Consider the following 21,955-nt stretch of genomic DNA (forward strand, 5'->3'; position numbering starts at 1 on the left):
TGGCCCCTAGATTGAACAAATTTTAATCCTGAAAGGTTATCAGGCCCTAATTAAAAGGCTAAATACGGAGCATTAATGAAATATATTTCTCATGAGGGTGGCACCCTTGCATTTAGTGAAACCGATAAACCGGTTTTAAAAAGCCACGAAGTGCTAGTAAAAGTGTCTGCTATAGGTGTAAATCGCGCTGATTGCATGCAGCGCCAAGGTAAATACCCAGCGCCAGCTGGGGATAGCCCCATTTTAGGTTTAGAGTGCGCAGGCACAGTGGTTGAGCTTGGTTTTGATGTTGATAAAAGCTGGCTTAATAAACGTATTTTTAGCTTGTGCGCAGGCGGGGCTTACAGCGAGTACGTTGCCATAGATGCTAAACAATTAATGGTATTGCCAGATGATTTAACCATGGTAGAAGGTGCAGCTATTAGCGAAGTGTACCTAACAGCATTTGGTGCGCTTTTTAAACTTGGTAAATTACAACAAGGCCAAACAGCGCTTATTCATGCAGGGGCAAGTGGTGTAGGCGGTGCGGCTATTCAAATGGCTAAAAGTGCAGGTGCAACGGTGGTTATTACTGCCGGCTCAGATGAAAAATGCGAGCATGCAAAAGCCCTTGGCGCCGATCATGCCATTAATTACAAAACAACTGACTTTGTAGAATATATGCAAGCAAATGAGCTTTCAGCAAATGCAATTGTAGATCCCGTATCGGGCAGTTATTTAAATAAAAATGTGGCTATTGCTGCCATGGATTGCCAAATTATTATGCTCGCTTTTTTAGATGGGCGTTTTGCTGAGGTTGATTTTGCAGCGCTATTACGCAAACGTATTTCGTTTCATGCATCAACACTTAGAAACCGTAGCATTGAGTTTAAACGCCAATTACGCGATGACTTAGTTGCGCGTTTTTACAATGATATTGCAACTAAAAAGTACGACTTTAACGTGTATAAAACACTACCGTGGAGCGATGCAAACGAAGCGCATGCTATTTTAGAGCGTAATGAAAATGCCGGTAAAGTGGTATTACTTGTAGAATAACCACCCAATGTAACACTGAGGCGTGTGTTGGCGTTGTTAATGCATGGCTCAGCTAATATAATTTAGTAAATATAAAATACGTACAAAACACACAAGGTTAAAAATGAACCCAATACTAGCAATACTTAAAGAGCACAATGTAAGCGACGAAAAAGTAAAAGCATTGTTCGAGGCCTTTACACAAAACCCAATGATGGCAATGGCATTAGTACAAGAACTTGGTATTCCGCCTGAAAAACTACAGCAGTTAATGGCCGTGGTTATGACTCAGCCGCACTTAATTAAAGAAGCCACCGACGAACTCGGCCTAGACTTTGAAAAAGTAAAAGAAGCGAAAGACAAGCTAAACCAACAATAAGCTTCACAAATTACTCCTTACCAAGGCATAAGCCTTGGTAATTCTACCTAAAATCACCACACTTTTTGTTACATTATTGATTGAACTGCTTGGTATTAAGCTAGTCATACTATTACTTATGATAGGTAGGGACTAGGTATGAAGCCACTTTATAAATTTTGGAAAAATAACCGTTCATTAATTTTATTTATTGCGCTGATGAGCGTGTTTAGAAGCGCAGTTGCCGATTGGTATGAAGTACCAACAGGCTCGATGAAACCGACCATTTTAGAAGGCGACAGAATATTAACCGATAAAATGGCTTATGATATACGCATCCCTTTTACGCATATTCCTTTAGTTAAATTAGCCGACCCACAAACAGGCGATATTATTGTATTTGACTCACAAGCTGCTGATAACCGGTTAATTAAACGCGTAATTGGTGTGCCAGGCGATACGGTAGCGCTTTATAACAACGAGCTAGAAATTAATGGCGTTAAACTTAAATACAATAACTTGCAAAGCAATATTGACTCTTTAGATAAAATAGAAGATTTAAATGGCCACAAACACACCATTCGTGTTGCGCATACGCCTTCACAGCTATCGGGTTTTAATAAAATAACTATTCCTGAAGATTATTATTTAGCAATGGGTGATAACCGCGACCACAGTGCTGACTCGCGTGTTATTGGTTTAATCCCCCGCAGCGAACTACTTGGCAAAGCAGAGCGTATTATTGTGTCGCTTGATTACGACGATTATTACTTACCTCGTAAAAACCGCTTTTTAAAACCCTTACTTTAAGGCGGTTTTGGGCGCTAACCACACGCCCGATGTTAATCGCTTAGCTCTACAATTTTTTGCGCAATATTATAAAGCGAGCAGTGCGAGTCCATTGCTTGCTTTTGCAACTTTTTATGAGCTTGCTCTTCGCTAAGGCTTAGCTGCTCTATTAAAATATACTTTGCCTGATGTATTATTTTTTGTTCTGTTATTACCCGTTTAGCATCAACTAAAGCCTGATTTATTTGCTTAATATGTTGGCTTTGCTCCATGATTAAGTCGTACATGCTTTTATTACTATTGAGTTTATTAGCAGCGGTATTTTGGGGGGTATTTTGTTTAAACGCGAGTTGGCCGTCGGTCATTGGCATGTATTGTTCTTCAAGGCTGCTTATAACCTGTTTATTTGAATTTAAAGTGCGCTGCGCCTGAGCAATTTGCATTGCTGCAGAGTCAATAAGGTAGTCACTGAGGTTTTGCTCAATTTTGTGCATAATATCGATACGCGTTGTTGTTACCTCGTACCACACCTCACTAAGCTGAGAAAGCGGCTGCGCATTTTCGTCATCTAAATTTTGTAAAAGCCCGCGTAGCTGATCCACTTGCTTATTTACGGGGTGATCAGTTAACGAGCGATAGCATTTTAATACGTGTTCGTCGGCGTATTCGTTAAAAAACGTAAAGCTGTGATGCTGTTGTTGAACAAAATGAGCAAGCTGTTGTTTTTGCTCCACGGTAAACTTACTTGATGCAAACGCTTGCGCGCCACAGGCACGTTCTTGTCCGGCGTATTCTTTACCTTGCATAAAATTAAAATAAGCCACTAGCAATCGTGTAACGCGCGGGTCGCTTGCGCCATCGGCGGCTTCTAAAATTATATTTAGCAAACACGAAATAAGCTGCGTATACGATTGAGTTGCATGCACTGGGGTAATTTTTTGATTTGCTATTTGTTGTCGCAGCTCTGGCAGCGCCTCTAACGATTGCAAACTATGGGTAATTAAATTGTACAAACGGGTGTGGCCCGTGTCGGCGTTATCGGTAATAAAGGTCGTTTTAATTGAGTGGTAAAACTGCGTTTGGGTTTGCTCTGTTAAGCTAATTTGTTGTTTTAACTGCGAGGCAAAACGTTTGCGATTAGAGGCTAAATAAATATTGCTCATGCCGCGCTCTTTTTGTAACTGATGTATAAAATCACCCAGTTTAGTAAGCGATGCACAGCTTTTTTGAAGCTGCTTTAAGGCATGAATTTCTTGGTATTTTGCTGCTAATAAAAACTGTTTTGTGAGAGGATTGCTCGATAACATAGGACTTGTTCCACACTTTTTTGTATATAAAGTGCAACCACTGTTCCAATCATTTAAAAATTTTTCGATTGAATTTAAAATTAAATTAAAACAGCCGCTTAAAGCCATACTTGTTATTTGTTCCCATTTTAAATTATCTGTCCTTATTACAGGAATAAACCTTTTTGGTGCAAAAATAGTTGTTTTTGCACTCGATTGCGCCCTTCATGAATTAGGGGAAAAAAGTGTTTACTCTGTAAACTGCACAGAGCAAACACCAGAGGGGGAATTTATGCGTTGCTACATTGCAGCAACGCTGGGCTGATAGCCATTTGATGATTTATTACCTCGCCAACCATAATTAGCGTAGGGCCTGTTAATGTATGCACCGCACTTTCGCTAATAATTTGCCCAAGCGTGCTGGTTATTATTTTTTGCTGGTTGGTGGTGGCATTTTCTATCAATGCGATAGGGGTTGTTTTAGGCCAGCCAACCGATTGCAAACCAGTACTTAATGCGTTTAAACGTCCTAAACCCATATAGACGACTAGCATGGGGTTGTTAGAGCCTTGTACATAGGTGTAGTTGTGCCAATTAGGGAGTTTATTAGGATCGGCAAATTGCGCCGTTAAAAATGTAACACTTCGGGCCACATCACGAGCAGTAAGCGGTATGCCGGTATAAGCCGAGGCTGCACACGCGGTGGTAACGCCTGGGACAATAGCAAAATTAATATTATGCTCTGATAGGGCGTTGGCTTCTTCATTAATACGCGCAAAAATACTCGGATCGCCACCTTTTAAACGAACAACTTTAAACCCTTGTTGTGCGTATTTTACTAATAGGTCACTAATGGCAGCTTGTGGCATAGAGTGCTTGCTTGCGCGTTTACCTACATACACTCGCTGCGCATGTTTAGGCAGTGTATTTAAAAGCGCTTCACTAACTAGGCTGTCGTACAATACCACGTCGGCTGCTGCAATCAGGCGCTGCGCTTTTACCGTTATAAGCTCAGCATCGCCCGGGCCTGCCCCTATTAAATACACGTGGCCGTTTTTTTGATGTTTAGCTTTGTGCTTTGCATCTTGAGTGAGTTTATTAACAAACTTGTTTAGCCATGGGCTTTCAATACCCGAAAAATACGAAAGAACACTCATTTTATTGCTCCTTATGCTAACGCTGTAATGGCTTTTGGCTCAGCGCTAACAAAGACATTGCCATTGTCTATTTTGGCTTCAAATACGGGGAGCTGTATTGCCTCTGCTTCTAGGCATTCGCCAGTATTTAAACAAAAATGTTGCTTATACAAAGGGGAGGCCACTACTAATTTTCCATCAATAGAGCCAATAATGCCGCGCGATAGTACATTGGCTTTGCCTATCGGGTCGTAGTTGCTAATGGCTAACACAGGCTCACTATTTTGTGGAACATAAAATATGGCCACTTGCTGGTTGTTTACTAATGCGCATACGCCACTATTAGCAACTAGGTCGTCGGTTGTTCCAATTTTATGCCAATACATCAGCTTGCTCCTGCTCAATTTCCATTACGGGGATACGGTTTGTCGAATTTTGCTGGTTACGTTTTTCAGACTCAGTGGCGGGGCGAATTTGGTTGCGCTCTTGTACAAATAAAATATTGCTATCGGCATCTGGGCTATTAATAAATTGGCGGAACCGTTTTGAGGCTTCTGGACTTTCGACTGCTTTTTTCCATTCGCAGGCATAAGTTTTAGTTATAAGCGCCATTTGCGTTTCAAGCTCATGGCAAATACCTAGGCTGTCGTCTATTACTACGCTTTTTAAATAATCTAACCCGCCTTCTAAATTTTCCATCCACACTGAGGTGCGCTGCAGTTTATCGGCGGTTTTAATGTAAAACATGATCACGCGGTCAATGTATTTAATGAGTGTTTCGGTATCTAAATCGGTAGCAAATAAATCAGCATGGCGCGGGCGCATACCGCCATTTCCACATACGTATAAGTTCCAGCCATTTTCGGTTGCTATTACGCCTATATCTTTGCTTTGTGCCTCAGCGCATTCGCGGGTACAACCCGATACGGCCATTTTAAATTTATGCGGGGCGCGTAAACCTTTGTAGCGGTTTTCAATCGCAATCGCGTGGCCAACACTGTCTTGTACTCCATAGCGACACCACGTACTGCCAACGCACGATTTAACAGTTCTGAGCGATTTACCATAAGCGTGACCGGTTTCAAAACCGGCTGCAATAAGTCTTTCCCAAATAATAGGGAGCTCTTCAAGGCGTGCGCCAAATAAGTCGATACGCTGCCCACCTGTGACTTTACAGTACAGGTTAAAGTCTTTAGCAACTTGACCAATAACAATAAGTTTGTCGGGGGTAATTTCGCCACCCGCTATACGGGGCACGACAGAGTAAGAGCCATCTTTTTGCATATTTGCAAGGTAAGTGTCGTTGGTGTCTTGCAGGCCAACATGAGCGGGTTCTAAAATAAACTCATTCCACGTTGAAGCTAAAATAGAGGCCACGGCAGGTTTGCATATTTCACAGCCGTGATGACCGCTGCCATGTTTAGCGAGCAAATCATCAAAAGTTTTAATGCTTTCTACTTTTACTAAATGCAGTAACTCTTGGCGCGAAAAAGCAAAGTGTTCACACACATGGTTGTTAACTTCAACCCCACGGCTTTGAAGTTCACTGTCGACTACCGATTTTAATAATGCGGCACAACCACCACAGCCGCTGGCGGCTTTGGTACAAGCTTTAACTGCAGATAAATCGCATGAGCCGCCATCAATTGCACCCACAATGTCGCCTTTGCTTACATTGTGGCACGAACAAATAGTCGCAGTATCGGGCAGGGCAATTCCCGCTAAAACAGGCGCTCCTTCGCTATCAGGTAAAATGAGGCACTCAGGGTGTGCGGGTAATTCCATGTCGTTTAACATGTACTGCAACAGTGTGTCGTAATCGCTAGTATCGCCAACAAGCACTGCGCCTAATAACTTATTGCCTGCCTCATTTAAAATAATTTTTTTATAACAATCACGAATAGGATCTTGATAAATTAACTCTTTGCAATCGGGGGTTTTAGCGTGGGCATCGCCAATTGAGCCTACCTCTACCCCGAGTAGTTTTAATTTTGTGCTCATATCGGCGCCTAAAAACTCAAGTTCGCCGCCTGTAAGTTGGCTTGCAACCACGCGAGCCATGTTATAACCCGGGGCGACTAAGCCAAATAGCTTTTTGTCCCATAAGGCACATTCGCCAATAGCATATATATCTGGGTTTGATGTTTGGCATTGGTTATTTATTACAATGCCGCCACGTTGCCCTAATTCAAGTTCGGCCACTTTGCCAAGCTCATCGTATGGGCGAATACCGGCCGAGAACAAAATTAAGTCGGTTTCTAAAAACGTGTCATCTGAAAAATTTAATCTGTAACGGCTTGTTTCGCCTTTTACTATTTCGCTGGTGGCTTTAGCGGTATGCACGCTTACGCCCAATTTTTCAATTTTGTTTTTTAACAGCGTACCACCTTGTTCATCAAGTTGTACCGCCATAAGTTGGGGTGCAAACTCAACTACATGAGTATCAAGCCCAAGTTGCTTAATTGCATTGGCTGCTTCAAGCCCTAATAAGCCGCCACCTATCACTACGCCACTTTTACTTTGTGCAGCGCTAGCTTTTATTTGCTCTAAATCTTCTAGGGTACGGTAAACCAAGCAATGGGGTTGGTCATTCCCTTTAATTGGCGGCACAAACGGGTACGACCCTGTTGCTAAAATAAGTTTATCGTAATTAAATTTATCACCGGTTTGAGTGCTAACTACCTTGTTTGTTTTATCTATTTCATTAACCCACTGGTTAGTATGCACATTTATATTTAACTGCTGATAATTATCAAAGGTGGTTAGGGCTAAATCGGCGGCTGTTTTACCATCAAACACGCTGGATAAGTAAACACGGTCATAAGCTAAATTTGCTTCTCCACACAGTACGGTAATGTGCGCGTTAGCGTCGCTTTGGCGCATTTGCTCTACAAAATGGTGCCCAACCATCCCATTCCCAATAATGAGTATTTTTGTTGGTGTTTGCATTGGTATCCCCTCAATGACGGTTTAATTTAAAAACAAAAAAGCCCGCCACAGTTACAAATTAATGCAACTGCGAGCGGGCTTCTTTGCCTGTGGTCATAACAACCTAAATGTGTGTCGTTTTAATAACGAACGGTATGGTTATCATATAAGCAAAAATGCGGCCATTTTTATAAGTGTTTGTTTTTTAATGGCTATATTGATTTTGAATGGTTTTACTTACGCATATTTGAGTTGTTTTGGTGCGGTGCCAGCACTATGGGAGTGCACAAAATGAGGCTACAATGTGCTGCTTAGTCAGCAAAAGTGCATTTGTGCCGTTAACTAATAACGAGGGGTAGGCGTTTAGGCTATAAATAAAAAATGCGCTTTGTTATTTTGAAATAAAAATAACAGTAAGCGCATTAATTCTGTAAAGCGGCTTTACTTGCTTTGTTTTGCTAGGGTTTCTACATCGGTATCTTCAACAGGTTTAAAGCTGCCCGTTGCTTCATCGTAGGTTTTAATTTCTGCAGATTCTATATCATATACCCAGCCGTGTAGCTTAACTTGACCGGTTGCAATTTTTGCAGCCACAGCAGGGTGTGTTTTTATATGCTGTAGTTGTTGTACTACGTTTTCTTCAATTACTAAGCCTAGGTGGTCGTTATTGTTTAGCTCTGCGCAACCGCATTTTTCTTTTACAACTTCAGTTGCTACGCGGCTGTGGCCAAGCCACTCTTTAACGTGCGGTAAGCTCGATAAACCTTCAGTATTTATAGCGCCTTTCATTGCGCCACAATCCGAGTGTCCACAAATAATAATGTGCGATACGCCCAGTGCAGCCACCGCAAATTCAATTGAGGCTGTCATACCGCCGGTTTGATTACTATGTGGCGGGATAATATTGCCCGCGTTACGACAAATAAATAATTCACCGGGTTCAGTTTGAGTCACTAAGTTAGGATCGATACGCGAGTCGGCACAGGTGATAAATAACACTTCTGGGTTTTGACCATTGGCTAGTTTTTGAAACGCTGCTTTTTTTGATGGGTAAACTTCTTTTTGAAACTTAGCCACGCCCGAAATAATATGTTCCATGTACAACTCCTATTGGTGTAATTTAATCGTGTTATTTATAGCTTTATTCGCCTGACAAATTAGCGCCATTATAACTTTGTTCTTGTTTGTTTTGTACTATTACACTGTTTAATAAATTTCATACTCGCGAACAAAGGGCGACACACGTGCATGAAGTTATTGGCGAATACATGAGCGTACCTAGCAGAGACTTCGAGTAAAATAAAAGGCGGTAAGTGGCGAAAAAAGGGGGTTGAGAAGGTTAGTAGCTTAACTTGCTTTAAGTTTATGGGCTGATTTTAAGTTATACATGCGCTGATCCGCTAAGGTTAAACACTCGGTATGGCTTTGGCACTCATCGCTAGATGCTATGCCAAAACTAATACCAGATTGCGGCCATTGCTGCTGAATAGTGCGATGTAATGCGGTGAGCTTCTGGGTAAGTGTGGTTTTTAGTTGGGGAAGGTGTGATTTGTTTTTGACTTTACATAACCAAATAAATTCATCGCCCCCGGTTCTAAATACGGTGCCGTCTTGCGCTAGATGCTGTGTCATTAATTTTGCTGCATTTATTAAAAAAGCATCACCTTTAGCGTGCCCAAGCGCATCGTTTATTTTTTTTATTCCATCACAATCTATAAACACAATGATGTAAGCACTGTGTGCAAGTTTAATCAGCTCATCATTTAATAGTAGCCGGTTGCCAACTTGGGTTAGAGGATCAAAGCGAGATTCATGTAACAAGGTACTAAATTCGTGCTGTTTTAACTTTAGCCACTCAGACAAAGACAGCACAATACACACACAATCTATTGCTAAGGCTAACAGCACAAGTATTTCTGATGAGGCCGCATTTATTAAATCAAAATGAAACGCAACGAATACTACTAATGACAGGCTATAGAGCATATTTCCAAATAAAAAATACTTGGCTCTAAAATCGTTCAGGCTAAGCATGGCAAACCCGGTGGTTAAGCTGAGCATAACCCATACGGCTGCTAAAAAGTGCGCGATATAAAACACTAAATAAAAGGGCATTAATAGGCTGCAGATACCGCATATAAATGCACTAACGGTAAAGTATTTTAAAGCACTCCCAAGCTTATTGGCTTTTTCTTTATCGAAGTTAAACAGGTAGTAGGTAAATGCTGCTGCGCAACTTACAGCAAAGGCAAATAAATACCTAAGTAATGTTTATTAAAAGAGGGGCTGGCATAAATTGTATTTACAGCGCCCGAAGCAAACGCCCAGCCAAGACCGTGCAAACCGACATACCCAGCACAAAACAAGGCCACTTTTTGCTTTACTCTTAAAAACATTACAAAGGCCATCATTGCTAAAGTAAGCATGACAGAAATTGCAATAAGGCTTAATAAGTTTATATAAAACTGATGATGCAAAAATGCACCTTCGCTTAAAATACTTAAATCAACCGGCGTTGGATAGTGTTTGGCTTCTAAATATATCCATAAATAGCCACTGCTTGGCGCATAGAAGGGCAGTTTAAATGCTTGTCCATGCATTAAAATAGCCGGTTGATTAACGTGAGACTGCGAAAAATCAGCAAGCTTAACTATATCCCCCTGTTCGGTTTGCCAATAGGCTAAACCAACGTCGATAAAATTGGCTTGCGGCAGCACATACCAAGCTCCAGTGGTGGGGTTATTTAACGCAATTTTTGTTATTACAGCGCCACTTTTACCGAGCAGGTTACTCGTTTCACTAGCGTTTTTATAAGATGTAATTACTTGCTGTGCAGAAGGAGGCGCATTGAATGCTGTGACAGGGCGCCACAGGTTATCATCCTCTAGGGTAATGTTGTTATTAAGTGTATAAGCATATGTTAGCGGGCTAAACAAAGCACAGAAAAAGAATACTGTTAATATACCAACCCGCACCATACCTAAACTCACTTTAAAAACCCACTAAGCGATTATAATCAAATTGTAAACAAATAGTATATAAATCAAACAAAATTATCGCCTTTAAGTAATGGCTTAATTTGGCTTTAAATAACAAACTGCATTAATAAATAAATAAATAAGTAAGTAATAATGAATATGCAATTAGCTCGCAGTTAAGTGGTTTGTGCATGCAGATTGAAAACGCCAGTACAAGTAATGGCGCTAAGTTGGAGCAGTGGGTTTGTGATCATGCAAAAGCCAGTCAACGCTTTACTCTCAATAGCACGGGTGATGACTACTTCGAGCTCAAATCAAGTTTAAGTAATAAATGTGTTGATATCGCAGGTAAACTGCAAACATATGGTGCTGATATTGTACAGTGGCAGTGTTATAACGGCGACAATCAACGTTTTCAATTTATTGAATAATACAATTAGCAAAGTTTTTTACACTAATTCAAATTGTTGACAATTAATTGTTATTTATTTTGTGTTGTGTAATTATTCAACATAGTACCTAACCGCTTTTTTACAAAAGCGGTTCTTTAATAATAAAAGAATAGGCTTGCTATGAAACACACACATAAAACCATTTATATCCCAATAGCTCTATTGTTAAGCACTGGGCTTGTCGGCTGTACTAATAATCAACCAGAACAAAGCATACAGCTTAGTAATACTACACAAAAAGAACACATGCTGTGGGATTTTGAAAAAGCTGACTACCAACCTTTTTTAAAAAGCCACAATGCCACTACAAGTCTAATTGAACAGCAAGGCAACCATAAATTAAAGGTTACATTTGCTGCAAAAACGCATCACGAAAGTGATATTGAATTTGTAAATAACCAAACTTGGAATTGGCAAGCTTTAGGTAATTTCGCTTTTGCTTTAGATATTGAAAACCCTGATAAAGTGTCTACCCAGTTATATATAAAAACAATTGATAAAACTGGCAAAGCACAAAGCCGCAGTGTAGTGGTACCCAGCGAATCAACTAATACTTATTATATTGAATTAAAAGGCGCTGATTTAAATATAGAGTCGGGTATACGCTCTAATCCTCCAAGTTGGAAAAGCAGCTACACACCGGTATTGTATCGAGGTGGTGCAAAAAATATTGATGTCAGCCGAGTAACAAAAGTGAGCTTTGGCACAAAGGGCTTATTAGAAGACAAACACTTACTCATTGAAAATGTAAGGCTAATAAAACCGACAAACTTTGATACTGAGTACCTAGCAGGCTTAGTGGATAAGTTTGGCCAAAACGCCAAGCGTGATTTTGCCAATAAAGTATCTTCAACTGAGCAGTTAATTGCGGTTTCAAAACAAGAGCAAGCCAACCTTAGCAAAGTCCCTTTAGCTGGTCGCTCTAAGTTTGGTGGATGGCAGGATGGGCCAAAACTTAAGGCTACAGGCTACTTTAGAACCGACAAGTACAATGGAAAATGGAGCCTAGTTGACCCACAAGGCTATTTATTTTTTTCAACCGGTATCGCCAATGTACGCTTAGCCAATACCACTACCATTACAGGTTACGATTTTGATCAAAAATACATAGTACAAAGAGAGCCCGGTGATTTAACCCCTGAAGATTCGATTGGTTTAAACCCTGCACCGAAATCGGCATGGCCATCACGTTATATTAGCTCAGAATTAAGAGCAAATATGTTTAATTGGCTACCCGCTGTTGATGATCCGCTCGCAGATAATTATGGATATCGCCGTGAAGTTCACAGTGGTGCGTTAAAAAAAGGCGAAACATTCAGTTTTTATAGAGCTAATTTACAACGCAAATATGAAACCCAAAACGAACAGGTATTGATGCAAAAATGGCGAGATACCACCATTGACCGTATGCTCACTTGGGGTTTTACCTCGTTCGGTAACTGGATTGATGAGGGTTTTTACCAAGAAGATCGCATACCCTATTTTGCGAATGCGTGGATCATTGGTAACTTTAAAACCGTTAGCAGTGGCAACGATTACTGGAGCCCACTACCAGACCCCTTTGATCCCGCCTTTATTAAACGCGCTGATGTGACGTTAGCAACGCTAGCCGCACAAGTTAAAAATAACCCATGGTGTGTTGGTGTATTTATAGATAACGAAAAGAGCTGGGGCATGATGGGCTCAGTTAATTCGCAATATGGTTTAGTGATTAACACATTAACTGTCAATGCAAAACAAAGCCCGACAAAAGCTGAATTTGTGTCCCTGATGAAAGAAAAGTATCAAGACATATCAGTATTAAATGTAAACTGGAAAACTAATATTTCATCTTGGCAGGAATTTGCCTCAGGGGTGGTTATCCATGATATCAACGAGGCAGTACAAGCTGATTTTTCCGTGATGTTATACCACTACGCAAAACAATACTTTGCCGTTGTTGAGCAAGCGACAGCCAAGCACTTGCCTAATCATCTATACATGGGCGCGCGATTTGCTGATTGGGGCATGACACCTGAAATTCGCCAAGCTGCGAGTGAGCACGCAGATGTAATGAGTTATAATTATTACCGTGAAGGCTTAAATGATGATTTTTGGGATTTTTTAGCCGCACTTGATAAGCCCAGTATTATTGGAGAGTTTCATAATGGGGCGTTAGATTCAGGGCTATTAAACCCAGGCCTTATTCATACTCAGTCACAACATGAGCGTGGCGTTAAATATCAACAATACATGAAGAGTGTGATCGATAACCCATACTTTGTTGGCGCACATTGGTTTCAATATATAGATTCGCCGTTAACTGGGCGCGCTTATGATGGCGAAAACTATAATGTTGGCTTTGTTAATGTCGCAGACATTCCCTATCAGCCGCTTGTCAACGCCGCTAAAGAAGTTAATCAGCAACTATATCAACGCAGGTTTAGTCATGAAGATAACTAAAAGCTTGGCCTTTAGCTTATTTTTAGTGATTACCTTATCTGTATATGCAGAGCAACACGAGGTTAAGCCGCTTATAAAGCAAGGCCCTTATGAGATATACAATAAAAAAGCGTTACAGGTTTTAGATTTAGATGCAACGATTGAGACACTCGCATCAGGCTTTGATTGGTTAGAAGGGCCTGTGTGGGTGAATGATGGCCAGTACTTATTGTTTTCAGATATTCCCACGCACCGTGTGTATCGGTATCAAGAAGGCGAAGGAGTGCAGCTATATTTAGCACACAGTGGTTATTCAAATGGTCTATTGCTGAATCAGCAGAACGAGCTGGTGTTGTTGCAATCGCGCTCACGTCAAGTAGTTAAAATGGTCGCGCCATTAACGTCAGCTAAGGCAAACTATCAACAACTTGTTAGCCAATATAAAGGCCAGCGGTTAAATAGCCCTAATGACGGCGTATTTAATCGCCAAGGCCAGTTGTTTTTTACCGACCCTCCTTATGGTTTAGCCAAGCAATTGGACGATCCCGCTAAAGAGCTAAACTTTCAAGGTGTATATAGCCTAACAACGACAGGGCAGTTACAGCTGTTAGACAAGACACTGATTTACCCAAATGGCATTGCGTTATCAAAGGATGAAAGCACCTTGTATGTAGCCGCATCCAATCCGCAAAAGCCTGCATGGTATCAATACAAATTGCATAAAGACGGGACGGTAATAAATAAAACGTTACTGTATCAATTGCCTGCTGTTACATCAGATAGTCATGGTTTGCCAGATGGCTTAAAAATACACGCAGCTAGCGGGATTATTTTTGCAACCGGGCCAAATGGACTTTGGCTATTTGATGAACAAGGCACGTTATTGGCACGGGTAAGGCTGCCTCACATCAGTGCCAATTTAGCCTTTAATGCTCAGCAAAATCGGGTGTATATCACTGCACATCAACACTTGCTGGCGCTCTCATTAAAGAATTAAGCTAGTAGGGTTCACCATTACAACTCATCGAGCAAGTCAAATCAGTTGATTAACTTGCTCGCGCTTTACTTCAAAGCAAATTTCCGCGTTAAGTTATTTTCATTTTATTAACTATATATCCTTTACAATAAATTTGCATTGTTGTAGATTGTTAACAATAGACAGTATCATGTAAACTAATTTGGTGGCTAGATGAGAAATTCATTACTAAAAATAAAAAGCGTAAAGGTGGAGTATTATCAAATTCCTCTGGCTGAGGTGTTAAGTGATGCTAAACATGGAGATCATACCCATTTTAAAGTGATTGCTGTGCGCATCATGACAAACGACGGCTATGAAGGCATGGGTTATACCTACACCGGTGGCAAAGGTGGCCGTGCTATTTATTCATTATTAAATGATGAAATTAAACCTGGCTTAATTGGCGTCGACTCATCAGCCATCATGTCAATTTGGGATAAATTACAGTGGGATCTGCATTATGTTGGTCGCGGTGGTTTATTAAGCTTTGCTATTTCTGCAGTTGATATTGCGCTGTGGGATATCAAATGTAAGCGGTTATCAGCACCACTGTGGCAAGTCGCTGGTGGTCATAGCGATAAAACAGCGTGCTACGCTGGCGGAATCGACCTTAATTTTGATCAGAAAAAGCTGCTGGCGAATATTCAAGGCTATCTAGATCGTGGCTTCAACGCCGTTAAAATTAAAGTTGGTAAAGCAGACAATAAAGAAGACGTAGCTCGTGTTGAAGCTGTCAGGCAGTTGATTGGTGATGATAGAACGTTAATGGTCGATGCTAATTACTCAATGAACGTAGAGCATGCAATTCGTTTTGCCAAAGCGATTGAAAAATTTGATATTACGTGGTTTGAAGAACCAACCATCCCTGATGATTACAAAGGTTTTGCTCGTATAGCACAGGCGACATCTATTCCTTTAGCGATGGGCGAAAACCTGCACACTTTACATGAATTTGGCTATGCAATTGATCAAGCCAAATTAGGCTTTTTACAACCTGATGCCTCTAATATTGGCGGTATCACTGGCTGGCTGCACGTAGCAAGTCAAGCTTATACCCACAACTTACCTATTTGTAGCCATGGTATGCATGAATTACATGTATCGCTTCTGGCTTCACAACCTCATGCGGGATTTTTAGAAGTTCACTCGTTCCCGATTGATGAATACACAACGCGACCGTTACAACTTGATGATAACGGTAAAGCCTGCGCCCCAGATATTATCGGTACTGGCGTAGAGTTTGACGCGCAATTAGTTAAACCACATTTAGTAAAACAATCATAAGGTATCACTATGCAAGCAGCAGAATATATTGGTAATAAATCGTTTCGTATCGTTGCAGGTCAAGCGATAAAGCCACAAGCAGATGAAGTTCGTTTAGATGTTGGTTTTGTTGGTATTTGTGGTACCGACATGCACATTTACCACGGTGTAATGGATCAACGTGTAAACCCACCACACACCATAGGACATGAGATTTCAGGTGTTGTCGCCGAGCTTGGCAGTGAGGTTACTAACCTACAAGTAGGTGATCGTGTTGTTGTACGTCCACTTGATTATTGTGGTGACTGCCCAGCCTGTAATGCAGGCCATAGCCACGTGTGCCATAACCTTAAATTTATGGGGATTGATTCAGTTGGCGCATTCCAAAATTCATGGACCGTAAAAGCCCGCACTATCCATAAACTACCAGAGAATGTATCACTTGAGCAGGGTGCACTGATTGAACCGTTATCGGTTGCATGCCACGATATTTCGCGTTCTCGTTTAAAAGCAGGCGAAAAAGCTGTAGTGATTGGGGGTGGCCCAATTGGTCAGCTTGTCGCATTAGTGGCAAAAAGTGTGGGTGCAGAGGTATTGATCTCAGAGGTTAATAACGAACGACGTAAATTTTCGTCACGTTACGATATTGAAACAATTAATCCGCTGGAACAAGATTTACAAGAATATGTGTCTAAATGGAGCGATGGAAAAGGCGCTGATGTTGTGTTTGAAGTATCTGGTGTGCAGCCTGCAGTTGAAGCCATGACCCAAATTGCAGCTGTGCGTGGCCGTATCTGTATGGTTGCTATCCACTCACAAAAACCGCCAGTCGATCTATTTCAGTTTTTCTGGCGTGAGTTAGAGCTGGTTGGTGCACGTGTATACGAAGATGCTGACTTTGAAATGGCAATTGATTTGGTAGCCAGTGGCAAGATTGACTTAGCACCATTTATTACATCTGTGAGTGAACTTGCTGATATTAGCTCTGCATTTGCCAGTATGGATAACAATCCAACGGGTATGAAAGCACTTGTCTCTTGCCAAACTAAGTAATGGAACAAATTATGTTAGATAAATTTAGCCTAAAAGGTAAAACAGCGTTAGTCACAGGGTGTAGTCGTGGTATTGGTAAAGCAATGGCACTGGCATTAGCAGAAGCGGGCGCCGATATCATCGGCGTATCAGCAAGTCTAGCAAAGTCTGGCTCAGATGTTGAAACCCAAGTCTTGGAGCGCGGTCAGCTATTTCATGCTTATCAATGTGACTTTTCATCACGAGAAAGCTTGTATACTTTTATTGAGCAAGTGAAAAGTGATCACCCTAAAATAGATATTTTAGTGAATAACGCTGGCTCAATCTTGCGCGATCCAGCGGTTGAGCACAGCGATGAATATTGGGATAAAATCATTGAGATTAACTTAAACTCACAATTTATCTTAAGTCGCGAACTAGGAAAAGAAATGGTCTCGCGTGGCCAAGGTAAAATTATCTTTACTGCGTCATTATTAACCTTTCAGGGCGGGATCACCGTACCTGGCTATGCGGCAAGTAAAGGGGCAATAGGCCAATTAACTAAAGCACTTGCCAATGAGTGGGCGAGTAAAGGTGTTAATGTAAACGCTATTGCACCGGGTTACATTGCAACAGATAATACCGAAGCACTCAGAAATGACCCAGAGCGTGCAAAATCGATTTTAGAGCGTATTCCGCAAGGTCGTTGGGGAACACCGGATGACTTTAAAGGGCCAACTGTATTTTTAGCATCAGACGCCTCAAACTACATGAACGGCAGTGTATTGCTAGTTGATGGCGGCTGGATGGGACGATAAAAAATGACAATTAAAAATAACGTAAACTTTATCAATGGTGAGTATGTAAGCTCATCAAATAGCGACACCATCAGCGTGCTCTCGCCAAGTACCGGCGAGCAGGTGGGTGTTATTCCTAAAGGCAGTGTTGAAGATGCACAAACAGCTCTTGAAACAGCGACTGTTGCACAAACTGCATGGGCACAAAAAACGCCACGTGAACGTGCCACAATCCTACGCCGTTTTGCACAAGGTATTCGTGATAATAATGAGCGCCTAGCTGAGTTATTAGTACAAGAGCAAGGTAAGCTGATTGATGTGGCTCGTATGGAAGCCAATGTCACAGCAACGTTTATCGAATATGCATGTGATAATGCCTTAACAATCAAAGGGGATATCATTCCTTCAGATCACGAAAACGAAAAAATCTATATTCATAAAGTGCCACGTGGTGTGGTTGTGGCAATCACAGCGTGGAATTTTCCGCTGGCGTTAGCTGGTCGTAAAATTGGCCCTGCACTAATCACCGGTAATTCTATCGTTATTAAACCAACGCAAGAAACGCCATTAGCAACTATGGAACTCGGTGAAATTGCTAACCAAGCGGGTGTTCCTGCTGGCGTACTTAACATTGTTAATGGTACTGGCTCTGTGGTGGGTCAACATTTATGTGAAAGCCCGCTGACAAAACTGATCACCATGACCGGAAGTACCCGTGCAGGGCAAATTATTCATCAAGCCAGCGGTAAGCATTTAACTCCTGTTATGCTTGAGCTTGGCGGCAAAGCACCGTTTATCGTAATGGAAGATGCAGATCTAGATAAAGCTGTTGACGATGCTGTTACAGCACGATTTGCAAACTGTGGTCAAGTGTGCACCTGTGCAGAGCGTTTATATGTGCACAGTGATGTATACGACAGCTTTATTGAAAAGTTCATCCCTAAGGTTAAAGCCTTAAAAGTGGGGGACCCGATGGATCCAACATCAGAGATGGGTCCTAAAGTAAACCAGAGTGAAATTAATAATATTCACTCAATTGTTGAAAAAGGCATTGCTCAAGGCGCGAAGCTTGCCACTGGCGGCAAAGTCGCGACGGTGGCAGGATTTGAAGGCGGAAACTGGTACGAACCCACGGTACTTGTGGATGTTGACCAAGATAATATTTTAGTGCACGAAGAAACCTTTGGCCCAATATTACCTATTATTAAAATCAATAGTATTGATGAAGCGATTGCATACACGAATGACAGTGAATACGGTCTATCAGCTTATTTATACACAAAAACATTGGATTACATTCACCGCTCTATTGCTGAAATGGAAGTAGGCGAAGTGTATGTAAACCGTGGTTTAGGTGAGCAGCATCAAGGTTTTCACAATGGTTGGAAACTAAGCGGTATGGGCGGTGAAGACGGCCAGTACGGGTTAGAGCAATACCTTGAGAAGAAAACAGTGTATTTAAATGAGAAGTAATTAGGCAGGGTGGATTCTCTCACATTTGCCCACCTAAAGCCGATGCAGTGCATCGGCTTTTTTGTGCTTGTGTGTTTTTTAACAAAAAACAAATAGGACATGAAATTACCATTTTTAAGCGTTAGTTGTGTATTTTGAGCAAAAATAACGGACTAGTATGGTTCATCAAATTTATATTTTACGGTGAAGGTATTAAGTCATGACAACAAAAAACACAAAGGTGAGTGAATTTGCCGATGCATTTAAAGGGCAACGTACCGCAACAGGCATAGGCCAAATGGATGACCAAAATGATCCCGTAAATATGATATTAGGTTTAAAAGAAGTACGAAAAGCCGCGCATAATTGTACCCTGTTTCAATCAGGTGCCAAACCTGGCCGCATTGTTATTCCTTCTGAAGTTGCAATTAGAGAAACCCGGCAAATTCCCTTTGAAGTTGACCCACCTGAGCATGGCGGTGTTCGTGAGTTATTAAACCCGTGGTTCAAACGTCCGTTAGAAGAGCAATACCAAGCGCGTTTACAACAAATCATAGATGACACTATTGAACATGCTCTGAATACCGAGACGATTGAAATTGTCAGTGAATTTGCACTGCCACTGCAATCGAAGGCACTGACATTGTTACTTAATACCCCAATGGATACAGCACAAACATGGATTGATTGGGGAACACATGTATTTCGCAGTGAAGACAGTAATCTAGATGGCGATAAAGCCAACATTCTGTACGACTACATAGATCAACAAATTGATAAAGCAGTGGCGCAACCTAGTGATGATCTGTACTCAGTATTACTGGCAGCCAAGGTCAATGGTCAAACCATGACCAAGGAGCAAGTTAAAGGGGTCATGATCCTAACTTTTGCAGGTGGCCGCGATACCGTCATCAATGCTATCACTAACTCAATGGCTTACTTTAGCGAACACAGTAGCGATTTACAGCGTATTTGCAATGAACCAGAAATCCTTAATCGTGCGGTGGAGGAGTTGCTTCGTTATTTTTCACCCTTAACGCATATGGGGCGAGTATCCACACAAGATACACAGGTTTGTGAGCATGCGATAAAAGCTGATAGCCGTATCTCTTTGTGCTGGGCATCAGCAAACCGTGATGAAAACATCTTTAAAAATCCAAACCATGTAGATTTTGACCGTAAAGTAAACCCTCACGTCAGTTTTGGCTTTAGTCATCACAGCTGTTTAGGAGCCACTCATGCGCGACAAATATTACGTCAATTGGTGTTATCTCTGGCTAAAAAAGTTGCCAGCATAGAGACAGTTAAAGCCGACGAAAATATTGAACAGCTTGGTGAATTTTCAAGAAAAGTCGGCTTTAACAGCCTTCACGTTCGTTTAACCGCTAAATAATTAATCGATAACAAAGCGCACTGTAGCAAGTGTCAGTAAAAAGTAGAGGAATAATCATGGCTAAAGTAATTTTTATGACCCAAAGTAATGGCGCAATTGCAGTGGAAGGAAACGGTGGTTCGTTAATGGAACTTGCGGTGGCAAATGGTGTATCAGGCATTGATGGTGATTGTGGCGGAGTGTGCTCTTGTGCAACCTGTCATGTTTATGTTGCCCCTGAAGATTTTGAGAAAGTGGGAGCCGCGGATGAAATTGAAAGCGACATGCTCGAACTTGACGATAACGTGACTGAATATAGTCGGTTATGCTGTCAAATTGAGGTATCTGATGACATAGATGGCATGACATTTGTGGTGGCAAATTAATTGGTAAATTCTTATGCAACATATAAATACAGAGCAAAACGACATTGATTTAAATGTAGTCGTCATAGGTGCCAGCCACGCAGGTGTTAACTTCGCGTTTAATTTACGCCAACAGGGCTGGCTTGGCGCTATTACACTGATTGATAGCGACCCTGAATTACCTTATCACAGACCGCCGTTATCAAAAAAAACCTTGCAAGCAAGTGACACAATTGCCAGCCCATTGAAAGCAGAAAAAGCTTACAAAGATAACAATTTATCGCTGTATTTAGGGCAAACTGTTACAGCCATCAACAGTGAAACAAAAACAATTACATTAGCATGTGGGCGGTTAATTACCTTTGACAAACTTGTTATTGCCACGGGCTGCTCGGCGTTTATTCCTGCGATTAAAGGCTTAAATGAGACTGTTGATGCTCAAGGAAGTCATCAGTATTTTTCTATGCGAACCTTTGTTGATACAAAGGCGATAAAAGCTGCGCTTAATAACAGTCGCGATAAACAAGTCGTGATTATTGGCGGCGGGTATATTGGGCTTGAGTCAGCATCGTCATTTGTTGCATTAGGTGCCAATGTCACTGTGATTGAAAAGCATGACAAAATATTATCCCGGGTGACCTCTGCGGTGATGTCTGACTTTTTAACTGATTTACATCAAAGCAAAGGGGTAAATTTACAAACCAGCAAGGATGTAGTCGAAATAAAACACCAAAGCAATAAACACATCGTGGTATGCAGCGACGGCAGTCAATACCCCGCTGATTTTATTCTAGTGGGCGTGGGTGTAAAGCTAAATACCCAATTGGCAAGTGCTGCGGGGATAGAGGCCGATCAGGGAATTAAAGTAAATGAGGCTTGCCAAACATCCCATCCTGATATATTTGCTATCGGTGATTGTACTCGTCATTTTAGCAAAATTTATCAGCGATGGATCCGTTTAGAATCAGTCCAAAATGCGGTTGATCAAGCCAAATCGGCGGCCATGTTTATTGCTAAGCAAGAATACACGCCCGCGGCTGTGCCTTGGTTTTGGTCTGATCCATATCAATACAAGTTACAAATTGTGGGTTTAGCAAATGGATATAATGAGCTAATAGTGCACAAAGAAACACCAGAGCAGTTTTCTGTTTGGTATTTTCATGATGACACCTTGTTATGTGTTGAAGCAGTTAATAGTAGCAAAGCTTATGTACTTGGGACGCAAGCGATAAAACAAGGGCTATCAGTCAATAAAGCGTTATTAAGGATCACAACAGCATTAAGTAAAACCTTATTACAGAGCACATAATTG

19 protein-coding genes and 1 pseudogene are annotated in these 21,955 nt (G+C 41.4%); 13 read left to right on the top strand and 7 right to left on the bottom strand.

Annotated features, from left to right (window positions below; all coding sequences use genetic code 11):
• Positions 1-75 precede the first annotated feature (75 nt).
• The 3 genes from PAT01_RS10445 (at position 76) to lepB (ending at position 2,185) form a co-directional block, all read left to right on the top strand.
• Positions 76-1,038, top strand: coding sequence for a zinc-binding dehydrogenase (locus PAT01_RS10445; protein ID WP_154945428.1), 963 nt, complete (start codon positions 76-78; stop codon positions 1,036-1,038).
• A gap of 103 nt (positions 1,039-1,141) precedes the next feature.
• Positions 1,142-1,396 (top strand): DUF2999 family protein, encoded by a 255-nt coding sequence (locus PAT01_RS10450; protein WP_004586776.1) that lies wholly within the window; start codon positions 1,142-1,144, stop codon positions 1,394-1,396.
• A gap of 138 nt (positions 1,397-1,534) precedes the next feature.
• Complete coding sequence (gene lepB, locus PAT01_RS10455) at positions 1,535-2,185, top strand: signal peptidase I (RefSeq protein ID WP_004586775.1); 651 nt, start codon at positions 1,535-1,537, stop codon at positions 2,183-2,185.
• 32 nt (positions 2,186-2,217) lie between these two features.
• On the opposite strand, the gene PAT01_RS10460 is transcribed toward lepB, so the two are convergent.
• From PAT01_RS10460 to PAT01_RS10495, 7 genes are all read right to left on the bottom strand, one after another.
• Entirely contained in the window at positions 2,218-3,471 is a 1,254-nt protein-coding gene (locus PAT01_RS10460; protein ID WP_029771678.1) for a nitrate regulatory protein, read from the bottom strand.
• Between the two features lie 269 nt (positions 3,472-3,740).
• A complete protein-coding gene (gene cobA, locus PAT01_RS10470) occupies positions 3,741-4,607 on the bottom strand; it encodes a uroporphyrinogen-III C-methyltransferase (protein ID WP_154945430.1) in 867 nt (288 codons plus the stop codon).
• An 11-nt stretch (positions 4,608-4,618) separates the two neighbouring features.
• Positions 4,619-4,972, bottom strand: coding sequence for a nitrite reductase small subunit NirD (nirD, locus tag PAT01_RS10475; protein WP_024033472.1), 354 nt, complete (start codon positions 4,970-4,972; stop codon positions 4,619-4,621).
• On the bottom strand, positions 4,959-7,535 hold the full coding sequence (nirB, locus tag PAT01_RS10480; protein WP_154945431.1) for a nitrite reductase large subunit NirB: 2,577 nt from the start codon (positions 7,533-7,535) through the stop codon (positions 4,959-4,961). Before nirB ends, nirD begins: the two co-directional genes overlap by 14 nt.
• Positions 7,536-7,955: 420 nt before the next feature.
• Positions 7,956-8,612, bottom strand: coding sequence for a carbonic anhydrase (locus PAT01_RS10485; RefSeq protein ID WP_055255729.1), 657 nt, complete (start codon positions 8,610-8,612; stop codon positions 7,956-7,958).
• A gap of 249 nt (positions 8,613-8,861) precedes the next feature.
• Entirely contained in the window at positions 8,862-9,629 is a 768-nt protein-coding gene (locus PAT01_RS10490; RefSeq protein ID WP_154945432.1) for a GGDEF domain-containing protein, read from the bottom strand.
• A 122-nt stretch (positions 9,630-9,751) separates the two neighbouring features.
• A complete protein-coding gene (locus tag PAT01_RS10495; RefSeq protein ID WP_154945433.1) occupies positions 9,752-10,504 on the bottom strand; it encodes a hypothetical protein in 753 nt (250 codons plus the stop codon).
• A 146-nt stretch (positions 10,505-10,650) separates the two neighbouring features.
• Between PAT01_RS10495 and PAT01_RS10500 the strand changes: the two are divergent.
• The 10 genes and pseudogenes from PAT01_RS10500 to PAT01_RS10545 form a co-directional block, all read left to right on the top strand.
• A pseudogene (locus PAT01_RS10500) lies at positions 10,651-10,923 on the top strand (RICIN domain-containing protein); the annotation flags it as partial.
• A 141-nt stretch (positions 10,924-11,064) separates the two neighbouring features.
• Positions 11,065-13,386: an agarase gene (locus PAT01_RS10505; RefSeq protein WP_138576792.1), complete on the top strand. Its 2,322-nt coding sequence runs from the start codon at positions 11,065-11,067 to the stop codon at positions 13,384-13,386.
• Positions 13,373-14,362, top strand: coding sequence for an SMP-30/gluconolactonase/LRE family protein (locus tag PAT01_RS10510; RefSeq protein ID WP_138576791.1), 990 nt, complete (start codon positions 13,373-13,375; stop codon positions 14,360-14,362). The genes PAT01_RS10505 and PAT01_RS10510 overlap by 14 nt, the downstream gene beginning before the upstream one ends.
• Before the next feature lie 192 nt (positions 14,363-14,554).
• Positions 14,555-15,667 (top strand): mandelate racemase/muconate lactonizing enzyme family protein, encoded by a 1,113-nt coding sequence (locus tag PAT01_RS10515; RefSeq protein ID WP_154945434.1) that lies wholly within the window; start codon positions 14,555-14,557, stop codon positions 15,665-15,667.
• Between the two features lie 9 nt (positions 15,668-15,676).
• A complete protein-coding gene (locus PAT01_RS10520; RefSeq protein ID WP_096739506.1) occupies positions 15,677-16,699 on the top strand; it encodes a zinc-dependent alcohol dehydrogenase in 1,023 nt (340 codons plus the stop codon).
• Between the two features lie 11 nt (positions 16,700-16,710).
• Positions 16,711-17,475, top strand: a complete 765-nt coding sequence (locus PAT01_RS10525) for an SDR family oxidoreductase (RefSeq protein ID WP_064385154.1) — start codon at positions 16,711-16,713, stop codon at positions 17,473-17,475.
• Positions 17,476-17,478: 3 nt separating this feature from the next.
• A complete protein-coding gene (gene aldA, locus PAT01_RS10530; protein WP_096739507.1) occupies positions 17,479-18,927 on the top strand; it encodes an aldehyde dehydrogenase in 1,449 nt (482 codons plus the stop codon).
• 199 nt (positions 18,928-19,126) lie between these two features.
• Complete coding sequence (locus tag PAT01_RS10535) at positions 19,127-20,299, top strand: cytochrome P450 (protein ID WP_154945435.1); 1,173 nt, start codon at positions 19,127-19,129, stop codon at positions 20,297-20,299.
• A 56-nt stretch (positions 20,300-20,355) separates the two neighbouring features.
• Positions 20,356-20,664: a 2Fe-2S iron-sulfur cluster-binding protein gene (locus PAT01_RS10540; RefSeq protein WP_154945436.1), complete on the top strand. Its 309-nt coding sequence runs from the start codon at positions 20,356-20,358 to the stop codon at positions 20,662-20,664.
• A gap of 13 nt (positions 20,665-20,677) precedes the next feature.
• Positions 20,678-21,952 carry an NAD(P)/FAD-dependent oxidoreductase gene (locus PAT01_RS10545; protein WP_154945437.1) on the top strand — a complete coding sequence of 425 codons (1,275 nt, stop codon included), beginning with the start codon at positions 20,678-20,680 and terminating at the stop codon, positions 21,950-21,952.
• Positions 21,953-21,955 lie beyond the last annotated feature (3 nt).

This window comes from Pseudoalteromonas atlantica (assembly GCA_007988745.1).
In the GTDB taxonomy this organism is placed as follows: Bacteria; Pseudomonadota; Gammaproteobacteria; order Enterobacterales; family Alteromonadaceae; genus Pseudoalteromonas; species Pseudoalteromonas atlantica.